8 protein-coding genes and 5 pseudogenes are annotated in these 15,516 nt (G+C 69.3%); all 13 read right to left on the reverse strand.

The genetic code is table 11. The features are described 5' to 3' along the window. Positions 1 to 2: 2 nt before the first annotated feature. The 13 genes and pseudogenes from G4G29_RS10120 to pyrR all read right to left on the reverse strand — a co-directional run bounded on the left by G4G29_RS10120 (position 3) and on the right by pyrR (position 15,516). Positions 3 to 1,495, reverse strand: a pseudogene (locus tag G4G29_RS10120) (transcription antitermination factor NusB). Beyond that, positions 1,492 to 2,409 (reverse strand): annotated as a pseudogene (locus G4G29_RS10125) (methionyl-tRNA formyltransferase). The pseudogenes G4G29_RS10120 and G4G29_RS10125 overlap by 4 nt, the downstream one beginning before the upstream one ends. Positions 2,410 to 2,429: 20 nt before the next feature. After that, a pseudogene (locus tag G4G29_RS10130) lies at positions 2,430 to 4,387 on the reverse strand (primosomal protein N'). A gap of 16 nt (positions 4,388 to 4,403) precedes the next feature. After that, entirely contained in the window at positions 4,404 to 5,597 is a 1,194-nt protein-coding gene (gene metK / locus G4G29_RS10135) for a methionine adenosyltransferase (RefSeq protein ID WP_183150044.1), read from the reverse strand. An 88-nt stretch (positions 5,598 to 5,685) separates the two neighbouring features. Further along, the gene (gene rpoZ, locus G4G29_RS10140; protein WP_017204385.1) at positions 5,686 to 5,940 is read right to left on the reverse strand and encodes a DNA-directed RNA polymerase subunit omega; all 255 of its coding nucleotides are present in this window, start codon (positions 5,938 to 5,940) and stop codon (positions 5,686 to 5,688) included. A gap of 65 nt (positions 5,941 to 6,005) precedes the next feature. After that, positions 6,006 to 6,917 (reverse strand): guanylate kinase, encoded by a 912-nt coding sequence (gene gmk, locus G4G29_RS10145; protein WP_183150045.1) that lies wholly within the window; start codon positions 6,915 to 6,917, stop codon positions 6,006 to 6,008. Next, positions 6,910 to 7,756 (reverse strand): annotated as a pseudogene (gene pyrF / locus G4G29_RS10150) (orotidine-5'-phosphate decarboxylase). Before pyrF ends, gmk begins: the two are co-directional and overlap by 8 nt. Continuing rightward, a pseudogene (gene carB, locus G4G29_RS10155) lies at positions 7,753 to 11,039 on the reverse strand (carbamoyl-phosphate synthase large subunit). Before carB ends, pyrF begins: the two co-directional pseudogenes overlap by 4 nt. Continuing rightward, complete coding sequence (gene carA, locus G4G29_RS10160; RefSeq protein WP_183150046.1) at positions 11,039 to 12,217, reverse strand: glutamine-hydrolyzing carbamoyl-phosphate synthase small subunit; 1,179 nt, start codon at positions 12,215 to 12,217, stop codon at positions 11,039 to 11,041. The pseudogene carB and the gene carA overlap by 1 nt, the downstream one beginning before the upstream one ends. Continuing rightward, positions 12,214 to 12,726, reverse strand: coding sequence for a hypothetical protein (locus G4G29_RS10165; RefSeq protein ID WP_183150047.1), 513 nt, complete (start codon positions 12,724 to 12,726; stop codon positions 12,214 to 12,216). Before G4G29_RS10165 ends, carA begins: the two co-directional genes overlap by 4 nt. Beyond that, positions 12,723 to 14,027 (reverse strand): dihydroorotase, encoded by a 1,305-nt coding sequence (locus G4G29_RS10170; RefSeq protein WP_183150048.1) that lies wholly within the window; start codon positions 14,025 to 14,027, stop codon positions 12,723 to 12,725. The genes G4G29_RS10165 and G4G29_RS10170 overlap by 4 nt, the downstream gene beginning before the upstream one ends. After that, complete coding sequence (locus tag G4G29_RS10175; protein WP_183150049.1) at positions 14,024 to 14,989, reverse strand: aspartate carbamoyltransferase catalytic subunit; 966 nt, start codon at positions 14,987 to 14,989, stop codon at positions 14,024 to 14,026. Before G4G29_RS10175 ends, G4G29_RS10170 begins: the two co-directional genes overlap by 4 nt. After that, positions 14,986 to 15,516 carry a bifunctional pyr operon transcriptional regulator/uracil phosphoribosyltransferase PyrR gene (gene pyrR / locus G4G29_RS10180; RefSeq protein WP_183150050.1) on the reverse strand — a complete coding sequence of 177 codons (531 nt, stop codon included), beginning with the start codon at positions 15,514 to 15,516 and terminating at the stop codon, positions 14,986 to 14,988. Before pyrR ends, G4G29_RS10175 begins: the two co-directional genes overlap by 4 nt.

The raw sequence follows: 15,516 nt of genomic DNA on the forward strand, positions 1-15,516 counted from the left end.
TCCTAGTCTTCCTTACCTGAGGTGCCGGCGGCTGTGGGGCGCGTCAGGAGCGCGAGGAACATCGCGTCGGTGCCGTGCCGGTGGGGCCACAGCTGCGCGCTCCCTGTTCCTGGGCGACCGTCCGCAGCGAGGTCGATCGGAGAGCGGGCGACTTCCGCGACAGCTGCGCGTGCATCGAGCTCGACGATGTCGGACCGGGTGCGCAGCACCTCCTGCACGACCCCGTGGTCTCCGCGAGATGCGGGGAGCACGTGACATAGGCGACGATGCCGCCGGGCGCGAGCGCATCCAGCGCTGCCGAGAGCAGCTCCACCTGCAGCGGCACCAGTTCCGCGACGTCGGCGGGCGTCTTCCGCCAGCGGGCCTCCGGACGGCGCCGCAGGGCACCGAGCCCCGTGCACGGGGCGTCGACCAGGATGCGGTCGAACGCCCCGGCCGAGACGCGGCGAGAGCTCGTCCGTCCTGCTCGTGCACCACCACATCTCCCGGTACGGCGCGCAGCGCCTTGCGAACGAGTCGCGCACGGACGGGAACGATCTCGTTCGCCTCGAGGACCACATCGTTCTCGCGAGCGATCGCGGCCAACAGGGCGGTCTTGCCCCGGGGCCGGCGCAGAGATCCAGCCAGCGCTCGCCTGACGTGATCCGACGTGCACCCGCCAGCGCGAGCGCGACGAGCTGCGAACCCTCGTCCTGCACACGGATCGTGCCACCGGATGCCTCGACCGGACCGCGGGGGTCTCCACCAGGTGACGCGAAGGCGGTCGGTGCGTACGGGAGACGCGGCTCCCCGGCTCGGCGAGCCCGGGGAGTGCGACGAGGGTGACGTCCGGCGACGCGTTGTCTGCTTCGAGCAGCGCGTCGAGCTCGTCGACGCGCCCCTCGGCTGCCAGTGCTCGGCGGAGAGCCCTGATCACCCATACCGGGTGCGCGGATCGCAGCGCGAGACGTTCGTCGTCGGACCGTGCCTGCTCCTCGATGCGCTCCTGCCAGACCGCGCCCGATTCCCGGGTGATCCGCCGCAGTACGGCGTTCGCGAAGCTCGCGGCGCCACGGCCGGAGACGGTGGCCACGAGGTTCACGGACTCGTTCACCGCGGCGTGCGGCGCCACCCGCGTCGCGAGCAGCTGATGCACGGCGAGGCGCAGGGCGTCGAGCACCGCCGGATCGATGCTGTCGGTCGAACGGTCGGCGGCCGCCGCGATGATCGCGTCGTAGGTGCCCAGCCGCCGCAGGGTCCCGTAGGTGAGTTCGGTCGCGAGCGCAGCGTCCTGAGCATTCAGGCGCGCTTCGGCGATCGCAGGCGGGAGCACGAGGTTGGCATATGCGTCGGTGACCGCCACGGCGCGAAGGACATCGAAGGCGACGCGACGTGCGGGCTGCACCGTCCGGGTCGGACCGCGCTGCTCGCTGCGACGCCGCTCGCCCGAACCCCTCCCGTCCATCCGTCGACCCTGCGACTGCGGGGACCGCCGGTACCGTTCCGCGTCGCTCATGACCCAGCCCTCAGCTCTTCGCCGCCACGTTGGCCCCGCCACCAGTCGACGGCGTTCATCGCGCCGCGCCCCGCCGGTTGCACGCGGTGACCGCGAGCGGCCCTGATGCGGTGCCGATCTGCAGCTCGGACTTCGTCCCGCGGAGGTGGCCGGGAGCCAACGGCTCCGCGTCTGCGGCCGGCGCCGCTTCGAGGACCTTGAGCGAAAGTCCCCCGACGGTCGTATGCGCACCGGGCTCGGGCGTCACCCCACGGAAACGCGCGAACACGGCGTCGAGGGGCTGCGTCCAGTCGAGAAGCCCATCCACATGCGTGAGCTTGGCGGCGAAGCTCGGCTCCCCGCTCTGCGGGACCGCGACCGCCGTGCCGGATGCGATGGCGTCGACGATGTCTGCCGTGAGGTCGGCACCGTCGACCGCGAGCAGCTCGAGAGCCTCACCCGCCGTCGCGGTCGTCGGAACGTCGACGGAGCGCATGGCGAACACGTCACCGGCGTCGAGTTCCGCGACCAGCTGGAAGACACTCGCGCCGAGCTCCCGGTCTCCGGCGATCAGTGCACGCTGCACCGGGGCGGCGCCCCGCCACGCGGGCAGCAGCGAGAAGTGGAGGTTGATCCAGCCGAAGGCCGGCGCCGACAGCAGCGGTTCGCGGACCAGTCCGCCGTACGCGACGATCACACAATTCGGGCTCCAGCGCGGAGATCTGCGCGGTCGCCGCCTCGTCGAGCCGAGCCGTCTTGATGAGCGGAAGACCGAGGTCGACGGCCGCCTGAGCCACGGGTGACGGGGTCAGGACGCGCTTGCGGCCGAGAGGCGCATCCGGCCGAGTGACGACGGCCGCGATCTCGTGCGAGGTCGCGAGACGGCGGAGGGTGGGCACGGCGGCAGCGGGTGTGCCGGCGAAGACGAGGCGCATGAAAGGTTCTCCGGAAAGGGTCAGAGCTCTGGATCGAGGATATCGAGACGAACCGAGAGCGTGCTCTTGGTCGTGCGACCGCGGCCGCGGCGACCGCTCACGGCCTCGGCGACGACGGCCGCGCGCAGTGCGGTGGCCACGCGGGCGCCGGAAGCGTAGTCGAAGCGGACGAGCGCCCGCACGCGGGGAGGCACCTCATCGGACTCGACAGGGACAGGACCGAGTACCGCGTCGGAGGGCAGAGCGAGCTCGGTGAGCATCCCGAGAGCACGCCCGACGGCGGCGACGGAACCCTGCACGAGGGCGACACGCGTCGTCGGCGGCATGTGCAGAGGTGCCCGGCTCTCCAACTCGGCGCGCGCGTGAGCGGCCTGGTTCCACGTGGCGAGGGCCTTCGCGGCCGCGCCGTTCACGCCGACGAGGTGGATGGGCGCCCCGGGCGCGGCGAGAGCGGCCGCATTGGACCACCAGCGCAGACACGACTCGGCCACCCGCAGGTCGGGTGCCTGGAGCATGCGCGGCCCGTCGAGGAGCACGACAGCGCGATAGCCGCCGTCGGCGATCGGTTCGGCCCCGCGGGTCGCGACCACGAGTGCGGGCCTGTCGCCGACACGTTCGACGGGGTGTGCGCTGTCCGCCACGATCACTCGCACTCCGGGGAACGCGCGACCGAGTTCGTCGGCCGTCCGCTCGCTCCCCGATGAGGCCAGCCGCACCTTCGTGGACGAGCATGCGGGACACGCCCACGCGCTCGCGCCCCGACCGCACCAGCCGCACACCGGCACCGCGCCGCGATGCCGTGCCCCCAGCGGTCCTCCGCAATGGGCGCAGCGCGCCGGAGCCCGGCATTGCGCGCACACGAGCGATGGGAGAAGCCGGGACGCGAGACCTGCACCAGGACCGGTCCCTCCGCCGCGGCATCACGCGCCGCGAGGAACGCGGACGACGGCATGCGCTGGGCGGTCGGCTGCTCCATCTCCTGCGGCGTGCTCAGCACGACCCGCGGCAGGACCCGCCGTGCCGCCCTGACGTCCTGAAGCCAACCGAGCACGACCAGACGCTCCACGTCCGTCGTCCTGGTATGACCCGCGAACAGCAGCGCCGACCCTTCCAGCTCCTGGCGCAGCAGAGCCGCATCGCGGGCATTGACGTACGGCGACAGCGGTTCCCCGAGCAGCGGATCGCCGTCGTCCCAGATCGCGACGAGTCCGGCGACGACGGGCGCGTAGACCGCGGAACGGTTGCCGACGACGATGCACGGCGCATCCTCGAGGGTCCGCAGGAACGCCCGGTACCGATCCGGGTTCGTCTGACGGGAGTCGTGCCGCACGACCGCCTCGGAGGGGACGAGCGCATCCAGCGCGGCCAGGAGCCGATCGAGGTCTCGGTGGTCGGGGACCACGAGGATCGACGACTTCCCGGCCGCGAGCATCCGCGCCGCCGACGCCGCGAGCAGCCGTGCCCATGCCTGTACTCCGTCGTCGAGCCGCGGCACCGCCTCCACCGCTGCACGCCCGGCCTCGTCGAGCACATCGGCGAGACCGTCGTAGACCGCGATGATCTGTTCCGCCTGGGCGAGCGCCTCGGCCGTGGGCCGGACGACCGGCGAGTCGGCCGTCCATGCCTTCTCGACGCGCACCTGCCGCTTCGGGATCACGAGCCGGAGGACGTCGGACGCGGACCCGGCCGCACGATCGGCGACCCGTCGAGCGAGCGTGTGCAGGCGCTCCGGCAGCACGGGCACGGCCGACACGACGGTCTCCACCTCCGACAACGGACGTTCCGCGTCGTCTTCCGTGTCGACATCGATGACGTAGCCGTCGATCACCCGACCCGCGGTGCGCAGCGGCACTCGCACCCGCACACCTCGCGGAACATCACCCAGAGCCGCCGGGAGAGCGTAGTCGAAGAGACGATCGAGCTGAGGCAGGGGTGAATCGAGGAGCACGCGCGCGATGCGCCGGCTCTCCGGGGGCATCAGGACCGCAGTCCCATCAGAGGCCGGCAGCGCGACGCAGCTCTTCAGCGCGATCGGTGCGCTCCCAGGTGAAGTCGGGGAGTTCGCGACCGAAGTGCCCGTACGCCGCGGTCTGGGCGTAGATGGGGCGCAGGAGGTCGAGCTGTTCGATGATCGCCTGAGGACGGAGGTCGAACACCTCGTCGATCGCGCGCGTGATGGCCTCGTCCGAGACCTTCCCGGTGCCGAAGGTCTCGACGTACAGACCGACCGGACGGGCGACGCCGATCGCGTAGGCGACCTGCACCTCGAGACGATCGGCCAGACCCGCGGCGACCGCGTTCTTCGCCACCCATCGCGTGGCATAGGCGCCGGAGCGGTCGACCTTGGAGGGATCCTTGCCGCTGAAGGCGCCGCCGCCGTGCCGTGCGGCTCCGCCGTACGTGTCGATGATGATCTTGCGTCCGGTGAGCCCCGCGTCGCCCTTCGGGCCTCCGGTGACGAAGGGACCGGCCGGGTTGATGTAGAACGTCACATCGTCGAGGTCGAGGCCCGTCGTCGCCAGCACGGGGTCGATCACGTGACGACGCACCTGCGCCTGCAGGTCTTCCTGCGAGATGTCGGGGTGGTGCTGGGTGGAGAGCACGACGGCATCGACGGTCTTCGGTGTGAAACCGTCGTACCCGAGCGTCACCTGCGTCTTGCCGTCGGGCCGCAGGAACGGGAGTTCTCCGCTGCGACGCACCTCCGTGAGACGCTCCGCCAGGCGATGGGCCGTCCAGGCGGCCATCGGCATCAGCTGCGGGGTCTCGTTGGTCGCGAACCCGAACATGATGCCCTGGTCTCCGGCGCCGAGGCCGTCGAGCGGATCGACGGACGAGCCGTCGCGGTGCTCCTGAGCGCTGTCGACACCGTGCGCGATGTCGGTCGACTGCTCCCCCACCGAGACGCTGACGCCGCAGGAGTCGCCGTCGAAGCCGGTCTCGCTCGACGTGTAGCCGATGCCGTTCACGACCTGCCGGACGATCGTGGGGATGTCGACGTACGCCTCGGTGCGGATCTCACCGGCGACATGGACGAGGCCCGTCGTGACGAGGGTCTCGACGGCGACGCGCGAGCCGCGGTCTTTCGCGATGAGCCCGTCGAGGATGCTGTCCGAGATCTGGTCGCAGATCTTGTCCGGGTGCCCTTCGGTGACGGACTCGGACGTGAACAGACGCAGGGCGCTCATCGATACTCCAGAACGGGACGGACAGGGAGAGGGTGTGAACCCATTCTGGACTGCGCCTCCGACAGCACGGGAGGCGCAGTCTCGAATATCACTCCGCGTGACGGAGGCGGAGCTTGTCCTCGTTGATCTCGTGCAGCGCGATGGTGAGCGGCTTGTCCTCGACCGACGAGTCGACGAGCGGGCCCACGTTGTCGAAGAGGTTGCCCTCGTGCAGGTCGGAGTAGTAGTCGTTGATCTGACGAGCGCGCTTGGCGGCGTAGATCACGAGTTCGTACTTCGAGTCGACGCGGTCGAGCAGGTTGTCGATGGGGGGATCGATGATGCCGTTGTTGTGTCCGGCCATGGTGAGACCTCCTGATCAGGCGACGGGATCGTCGCGAAGACGGTGCGAAAGGCGCGCGAAGACGCTCAGCGCGCAGAGCTTGAAGACAATTCTACGACCTCGCGAGCCGCCGTGGCGACGTCCTCGTTCACGATGAGGTGGTCGAACTCGTTCTGAGCGGCGAGTTCGACCTTCGCGGTGCGCAGTCGACGGGCTCGCTCCTCGGCCTCCTCAGTACCGCGACCGACCAGGCGATGCACCAGTTCGTCCCAGCTCGGCGGCAGCAGGAAGATCAGTGTCGCGGCGGGCTCCGCTGCCCGCACCTGGCGTGCCCCCTGCAGATCGATCTCGAGCAGGACGGTCTTGCCGTCGGCCAGCGCTGCGTCGATCGGGGCCCTCGGCGTGCCGTAGCGCGAGCGGTTGTGCACCACGGCGTACTCGAGCAGCTCATCATCGGCGATCAGTCGGTCGAACTCCGCGTCGTCGACGAAGTAGTAATGCACGCCGTCGACCTCCCCAGGGCGCGGCGGTCGTGTCGTCGCCGAGACCGAGAGGTGGATCTCCGGATTGTGCTCACGGATGTGCGCGGCCACGGTGCCCTTGCCCACGGCGGTGGGGCCGGCGAGAACCAGCAGTCTGCTCCTGGCGCCGCGCGGGGACGGTACGGGGAACCGCGTGTCGAGCCACTCCTCGAGAACACGACGTTGACGCGCGCCGAGACCGCCGAGCCTCTTGACCGGCGAGATGTGGAGCTCCTCCAGCACACGGTCGCGCTTGCCCGCGCCGATGGCCGGGAGCGCGAGCAGGAAGTCGGTGATCCGCATCGACCCTTCGACCGAATCGGCATCCGCGGTGGCGCGATGCAGCACGGTCTGGGGTGTCACGACCCGCATCGTCAGATCACGTTTGACCGACGCCCTGGCACGGCGACGTTCGACAGCACGGCGCGCGGCCGCGGCTCTGTCGACCTCCGGCACTGTCCGTTGCGCGTCAGACACCTGCCACCTCGAGGTACTCGGCAGCACGAGCGGCGACGACGTCCGCCAAGTCGTCGGGACCGGCGGAGAGGATGCTGCGGCTCTCGCTCGCGATCACCGCATCGGCCATGGGCCCGAAGCGGGGCCGGAGATCGGCCGGAGCGGCGCCCTGAGCACCGAAGCCTGGCGCGAGGATCGGGGCTGCGGGCGCGAAGGAGGAGATACCGGCCTCGCCCCACACCACCGTCGCGCCGATGACGAAGCCGAAGGAGCTCCCCACTCCCCTGTGCGACTCGTCTCGGCGTTCCGGGCCGAGACCTCGGTGATGATCGACGCCGACACAGTCGTGCCCGCGCGGTCCGTCGAGCGCTGAAGGTGCTGCGCTTCGGGGTTGCTGGTCGCGGCGAGCACGAAGAGGCCCTTGCCGTGCTGCGCCGCGAGAGCGAAGGCACCGTCCAAGGCGCCCACCCGAGGAACGGATTCACCGTGAGCGCGTCAGCCTCCAAGGAGGACCCTGGCGTGAGCCACGCGCGGGCATAGTCGTCCATCGTCGAACCGATGTCGCCGCGTTTGGCATCGGCGATCACCAGCAACCCGGCAGCTCGGGCGGCAGCCAGGACGTCTTCGAGCGCTGCGATGCCCTGCGACCCGAACCTCTCGAAGAACGACACCTGAGGTTTCACGATCGCCACGCGCCCCGCCGCCGCCTCGACGGTGCGCAGCCCGAACTCCCGGACGCCCTGCGCATCGTCGGTCAACCCCCACGCCGCGAGGAGCGCGGCATGCGGGTCGATGCCGACGCACAGCGGTCCCCGCGCGCGCAGCGCGGAACGGACCCGCTCGCCGAAGCTCTCGCTCACAGTGCCGCCTTCCGCTCCAGGGCGTACTCCTGGAGACTCTTGACCTGGAAGCCCTCGTGTGCCGCATCCATGCCGCTCACGGCAGCGCCGAGCACCGCCATCGTCGTGAACAGCGCCTTGTCGGCCGCCACTGCTGCGGCGCGGATCTCGTACCCGTCCGCACGGGCAGCCCCACCCGACGGGGTGTTCACGACGATGTCGATCTCTCCCTCGTTGATGAGGTCGACGATGTTCTTCGCCCCGGACTCCTGCGTCTCGCTGTACTTCTCGACGACCGTGACGGCGATGCCGTTGCGCGCGAGGATCTCGGCAGTGCCCTCGGTCGCGACGATCGTGAAGCCCAGCTGCTGCAGCCGGTGCGCGGGGAGGATGACGGCGCGCTTGTCGGAGTCGGCGACCGAGATGAACACCGTCCCCGAGGTCGGCATGCCGCCGTACGCCGCTGCCTGGCTCTTCGCGAACGCGGTCGGGAAGTCGCGGTCGATGCCCATGACCTCGCCGGTCGAGCGCATCTCCGGGCCGAGGACGGAGTCGACGGTCTTGCCGTCGGCCGTGCGGAACCGCTTGAACGGGAGCACGGCCTCCTTGACCGAGACCGGTGCGTCCATCGGCACGCGCGAGCCGTCCTGCTCCGGAAGCATGCCCTCGGCGCGAAGCTCGGCGATCGTGGAACCGGTCATCACGCGGCTCGCTGCCTTCGCCATCGGGATACCGAGGGCCTTCGACACGAACGGTACGGTGCGGCTCGCCCGGGGTTGGCCTCGATCACGTACAGCACACCGGCACTGATCGCGAACTGCACGTTCAGCAGCCCGCGCACGCCGACGCCCTTCGCGATGGCCAGGGTGGCCTCGCGCACACGGTCGACGTCGGTGCGGCCGAGCGAGATCGGCGGCAGGGTGCAGCTGGAGTCGCCGGAGTGGATGCCGGCCTCCTCGAGGTGCTCCATGACACCGCCGATGAACAGATCGGTCCCGTCGTAGAGCGCATCCACGTCGAGTTCGATCGCGTCGTCCAGGAAGCGGTCCACCAGAAGGGGCTTGCCTTCCTCGATGATGACCTCGCCCGCTGTGCGCACGAAGTAGTCGCGCAGCGACGCGGTGTCGTACACGATCTCCATGCCGCGGCCACCGAGGACGAAGCTCGGACGCACGAGGACCGGGTAGCCGATCTCCTCGGCGATGCGCACGGCCCCCTCGACGTCGATCGCGGTGCCGTTGCGCGGTGCGACCAGGCCGGCCTCATCGAGCAGGCGTGAGAACAGTTCGCGCTCCTCGGCCAGGTCGATCGCTTCGGGGCTGGTGCCGAGCACCTTGTATCCGGCCGCCTCGATGCCCTTGGCGAGTCCGAGCGGGGTCTGGCCGCCGAGCTGGCACACGACACCGAGGATCGTGCCGCTCGCCGCCTCCGCGTCGAGGACCTCGAGCACGTCTTCGAGCGTCAGCGGCTCGAAGTACAGGCGGTCGGAGGTGTCGTAGTCGGTCGACACGGTCTCCGGGTTGCAGTTGACCATCACGGTCTCGAACCCGGCGTCCGACAGCGCGAACGAGGCGTGCACACACGAGTAGTCGAACTCGACGCCCTGACCGATGCGGTTCGGACCGGAGCCGATGATCACGACCTTGGTCCGCTCGGACGGCGCGACCTCGGTCTCGAAGTCGTAGCTCGAGTAGTGGTACGGCGTGAGAGCCGGGAACTCCCCCGCGCAGGTGTCGACCGTCTTGTACACCGGGCGGATGCCGAGGCCATGCCGGACGCCGCGCACCTCTGCCTCGGTCGTGCCTCGCAGTTCGGCCAGCTGTGCGTCTGAGAAGCCGTGCTCCTTGGCGTAGCGGAGCGTCGCGGAGTCGAGCTCGGGGGCTGTCCGGACGATCTCGGCGACCTCGTTGATCAGCACGATCTGGTCGAGGAACCACGGGTCGATCGCCGTCGCCTCGAACGCCTGCTCGACCGTGGCTCCCTTGCGCAGCGCCTGCTGCAGAGTCACGATGCGGCCGTCGGTGGGGATCTTCGAGATCTCGAGGAGCTCCTCCACCGAGCGGTCCTCGGCGCCCCAGTGGAAGCTCGATCCGCGCTTCTCCAGCGAGCGGAGCGCCTTCTGCAGCGCGGTCGCGTAGTTGCGGCCGATCGCCATGGCCTCGCCCACCGACTTCATGGTGGTGGTCAGTGTGGCGTCGGCGGCGGGGAACTTCTCGAAGGCGAAACGCGGGACCTTGACGACCACGTAGTCGAGCGTCGGCTCGAAACTCGCCGGCGTCACGCCCGTGATGTCGTTCGGGATCTCGTCGAGACGGTAGCCGAGGGCCAACTTGGCCGCGAGCTTCGCGATCGGGAATCCCGTGGCCTTCGAGGCGAGGGCGCTGGAGCGCGAGACACGCGGGTTCATCTCGATCACGATGATGCGACCGTTGGACGGATCCACCGCGAACTGGATGTTGCAGCCACCGGTGTCGACGCCGACGGCACGGATGATGTCGATGCCGATGTCGCGCATCTTCTGGTACTCGCGGTCCGTGAGGGTCAGCGCAGGGGCGACCGTGATCGAGTCGCCGGTGTGCACGCCGACCGGGTCGACGTTCTCGATGGAGCAGACGACCACCGTGTTGTCGGCCGTGTCGCGCATGAGCTCGAGCTCGTACTCCTTCCACCCGAGGATCGACTCCTCCAGGAGCACCTCGGTGGTGGGCGAGTCGCGCAGTCCGGCGCCGGCGATACGCCGCAGGTCGCTCTCGTCGTAGGCGAAGCCGGAGCCGAGGCCGCCCATCGTGAAGCTCGGACGCACCACCAGCGGGTATCCGAGCTCATCGGCGGCCGCCAGGACCTCGTCCATCGTGTGGGCGATGCGGGAGTCCGCCACGTCCGCACCGGCGTCGAGCACCAGCTGCTTGAAGATCTGGCGATCCTCACCCTTGTTGATCGCCTCGAAGTTCGCGCCGATGAGCTCGACGTCATACTTCTCGAGGATGCCGTGGTTGTGCAGCTCGATCGCGGCGTTCAGAGCGGTCTGACCGCCGAGGGTCGGCAGGATCGCGTCGGGGCGCTCCTTGGCGATGATCGTCTCGATGACCTGCCAGGTGATCGGCTCGATGTATGTCGCATCGGCGAAGTCGGGGTCGGTCATGATGGTCGCCGGGTTGGAGTTGACCAGGATGACCCTGACGCCCTCCTCGCGCAGCACGCGGCACGCCTGGGTACCGGAGTAGTCGAACTCGCAGGCCTGACCGATGACGATCGGACCGGAGCCGATGACGAGGACGGAGTTGATGTCGTCGCGCTTGGGCATTACTTGGAATCCTTCTGGCTTGCGATGACCAGGTCGCGGAACCTGTCGAAGAGGTAGTTGGCGTCGTGCGGGCCCGCCGCCGCCTCGGGGTGGTACTGGACCGAGAACGCCGGGATGTCGAGAGCTCGCAGGCCCTCGACCACGTTGTCGTTGAGGCCGACGTGGCTGACCTCGACCTTGCCGTAGCCGTGCGGGCTGTCGAACGACCCCTCGAGCGGGGCCTCGACCGCGAAGCCGTGGTTGTGCGCGGTGATCTCCACCTTGCCGGTCTGCTTGTCGAGAACGGGCTGGTTGATGCCGCGGTGTCCGAAGGGCAACTTGTACGTGCCGAGACCCAACGCGCGTCCGAGCAGTTGATTCCCGAAGCAGATGCCGAAGAACGGCAGTCCCTCGTCGAGGACCGAGCGCAGCAGTTCGACGTGGTCACCCGATGCCGCGGGGTCTCCGGGGCCGTTCGAGTAGAACACCGCGACCGGGTCGACCGCCCGGATCTCATCGATCGTGACGCTCTGCGGGAGGACGTGCACCTCGAAGCCACGGGCGGCGAGGTTGTCGATCGTCGCCTGCTTCACCCCGAGGTCGAGCACGGCGAGGTTTCCGATCCGCTCCCCCATCGCGGTCGTGACCGTCGCGACATCGACCGAGACCTCTGCCGACAGATTCTGACCGGCCATCTCCGGCGCCTCGCGGACGATACGCAGCTGCTCATCGGCGTCGAGCGCCGCGTCGGGGCCGGAGAAGATCCCGCCCCGCATGGAGCCTGCCGAACGGATGTGACGGGTGATCGCCCGCGTGTCGATGCCGCTGATGCCGACGATGCCGTCCTCGACGAGCACCTCGTCGAGGGATGCGTTCGCGCGCCAGTTGGAGACCACTCGCGAAGGGTCGCGGACGATGTAACCGGCGACCCAGATGCGGCGGGATTCGGCGTCTTCATCGTTCATCCCGGTGTTGCCGATGTGCGGCGCCGTCTGCAGGACGATCTGTCCCGCGTACGAGGGATCGGTGATGGTCTCCTGGTATCCGGACATGCCGGTGGCGAAGACGACCTCGCCCAGGGTGCGACCGCGGGCGCCATAGGCGTGTCCTGCGTGGCGGGTGCCGTCTTCGAGGACGAGCACGGCGGGATCCGGCAGCCGGGCCGCGAGGGCGTGTCCGGAGGAGGGGGAGAGTGTCATGACGTTGCTCCTGTGTCGGGGGCGGCGGGGACGAGCCGCCGCATGTCGGAGATGAGATTCCTGGGGTCACCGGTGGTGAGGCGCAGATAGCTGTCGACGACGGTGTCGTCGTCGACGCTCCAGGCGATGCGCACGAGGCCACCGGACTCGACGACGCGGTCGATGGTGACCGTGGCGCGGTCGACCGCTTTGAGCCTGTCCTTCGAGAGGAAGACCGTCGGCGCGCCGTCGAGGCAGAGCGCGAAGCCGCGATCCGTGAGCGCGAGCTCCCCGCGGGCCCGGTACGCGAGAGGCGAGACCGCCAGGCGTTCGAGAGGCTGATCATGTCGTGTCGTCGACACGTACAGCACCTCATCGCGGCGGGACACCTCCGCGTGCTCCGGGACCCCGAGCGGGGCCGTGAACACGGAGTCGCGGCGGATTCGTCGTCGCCAGGCGACGAACATCGCCAGCAGCACCAGCAGAGCGACCGCGATCGTGATCGCGACGGCGAGGTCCCGAGCACTCATGCGCGAAGCTCCTCGACGACGCTGCCGCCGTCCACCGTGATGATGCCGCCGTGGATCGTGTACTCCACGCGTCCGGGAAGTGCACGGCCGAGATAGGGCGAGTTCACGCTGCGACCGTGCAGGTCCGCCTCGGTGAACACCCCGTCGACCGAGGCGTCGTACAGGGAGATCTGCGCGGGCTGTCCGACCTCGAGCGGTGTGCCGTGCCCGGCGAGCTGTCCGATCCGTGCCGGCGTGGCGCTCATCACTCGCGCGACGTCCGTCCACTCCAGCAGACCGGTCTGCACCATCGACTGATGGACCACCCGCAGTGCGCTCTCGAGGCCGACCATGCCGTTCGCTGCCGCCTGCCATTCACAGGCCTTGTGCTCACTGGGGTGCGGCGCGTGATCGGTCGCGACGATGTCGATCGTGCCGTCGGCGAGACCCTCGCGCACCGCGAGAACGTCTTCCTCACGACGCAGAGGCGGATTCACCTTGTAACGCGCGTCGTACCCGCGGACGAGTTCGTCGGTCAGCAGGAGGTGGTGCGGGGTGACCTCGGCCGTGACGTCGATGCCGCGCTTCTTGGCCCAGCGGATGATGTCCACCGATCCGGCGGTCGAGAGGTGGCAGACGTGCAGCCGGGATCCGACGTGCTCGGCGAGCAGCACGTCACGGGCGATGATCGACTCCTCGGCGACCGCAGGCCATCCGGTCAGACCGAGCTCGGCGGAGACCGTGCCCTCGTTCATCTGCGCGCCCTCGGTGAGTCGAGGGTCCTGAGCGTGCTGGGCGATGACACCGCCGAAGGACTTCACGTACTCCAGGGCGCGACGCATGATGAGCGGGTCGAACACGCAGAAGCCGTCGTCGCTGAAGACGCGCACCCTCGCGCGCGAGGAGGCCATGGCTCCGAGTTCCGCGAGACGTTCGCCCTTCTGGCCGACCGTCACCGCGCCGATCGGCTGCACGGTGGCGTACCCGGCGGCTTCACCGAGGGCCAGCTCCTGCTCGACCACCCCGGCGGTGTCGGCGACGGGCGAGGTGTTCGGCATCGCGAACACGGCCGTGAAGCCCCCGGCCGCCGCGGCCCTGGTGCCGGTGAGGATCGTCTCGGACGCCTCATAGCCGGGTTCACGCAGGTGGGTGTGCAGATCGACGAGTCCCGGCAGCGCGACGAGTCCGTCGGCGTCGATGACACGGGCGCCCGAGCGGGTGAGCCCGGTGCCCATCTCGGTGATCAGACCGTCCTCGATGATGATGTCGGCGCTCTCGGCACCGAGCAGCTGTGCACCGGTGATGACGAGGGTCTCGCTCACAGGTCTCCCCCTCGTTCGTCGTCTCGTTCTCCTGCCAGCAGCAGGTACAGCACCGCCATGCGGACGGACACCCCGTTCGTGACCTGTTCCAGCACCGTCGAGCGCGGGGAATCGGCAGCTTCCGAAGAGATCTCCAGTCCCCGATTCATGGGCCCGGGGTGCATGACAATGCTACCTGCCGGCAGAGCGGCCACGCGCCGCGCGTCCAGCCCCCAACGTCGGGAATACTCCCGCTCAGTCGGGAAATACGCGGCGCTCATCCGTTCGAGTTGGATGCGCAGCATCATCACCGCGTTCGGGTCTTCCGCCAGAGCCTGATCGAGGTCGTAGACCACGCGGACGGGCCAGAGCGACACGTTCTGCGGAACCAGGGTGGGCGGCGCGACGAGAGTGACCTCGGCGCCGAGCGTCGTGAGCAGCCAGACGTTGGACCGGGCGACCCTCGAGTGCAGGACGTCGCCCACGATCACGACCCGCATCCCGGACAGGTCGCGACCGCGGCTGTCCACGCCGAAACGACGCTTGCGGATCGTGAAAGCGTCGAGCAGAGCCTGCGTCGGGTGCTCGTGAGTGCCGTCGCCGGCGTTGACGACGCCGGCCGAGATCCAGCCGCTCGTCGCGAGCGTCTGCGGAGCGCCGGACCCGGGATGCCGGACCACGACCGCGTCGGCGCCGATCGCCTCGAGCGTCTGCGCGGTGTCTTTCAGGCTCTCGCCCTTCGAGACGCTGGAACCCTTCGCGGCGAAGTTGATCACGTCGGCGGAGAGCCGTTTCGCGGCCGCCTCGAACGAGATGCGCGTGCGGGTGGAGTCCTCGAAGAAGAGGTTGACGACGGTCTTGCCACGCAGGGTCGGCAGCTTCTTGACCTCGCGCGACTGGGTGTCGGACATGTCCTCGGCCACGTCGAGGATGCGCAGGGCCGTCGCTCTGTCGAGGGTGCGGGTGTCAAGGAGGTGTCTCATTCGCCGATCGTCACCTCTTCGGCGCCGTCGTTCTCGAACAGGCGCACGTTGACCCGCTCAGTGCGGGCGGAAGGGATGTTCTTGCCCACGAAGTCGGGCCTGATCGGGAGCTCGCGGTGCCCGCGGTCGACGAGGATCGCGAGACGCACGACCGAGGGGCGGCCGATCGACTGGATCGCGTCGAGGGCGGCGCGGATGCTGCGGCCGGAGAACAGCACATCATCGACGAGCACGACGGTCCTGCCGTCGATGCCCCCGACGGGGATCTCCGTGGGCTGCGGAGAACGAGTCGGGTGCTTGGCGAGGTCATCGCGAAACAGCGTGACATCGAGCGCCCCGACCGGGACGGACTGCTGCGCGATCTCGCTGATCAGCAGACCGAGGCGGTGGGCGAGAGCGACGCCGCGGGTCGGGATGCCCAGCAGCACCAGGTTCTCGGCTCCTCGATTGGACTCGAGGATCTCATGCGCGATACGGGTCAGCGCTCGTGAAATGTCGGCTTCGTGCAGCACAGTGCGCATGCTCAT

Source organism: Microbacterium sp. Se63.02b, from assembly GCF_014171575.1.
Taxonomy (GTDB): domain Bacteria; phylum Actinomycetota; class Actinomycetes; order Actinomycetales; family Microbacteriaceae; genus Microbacterium.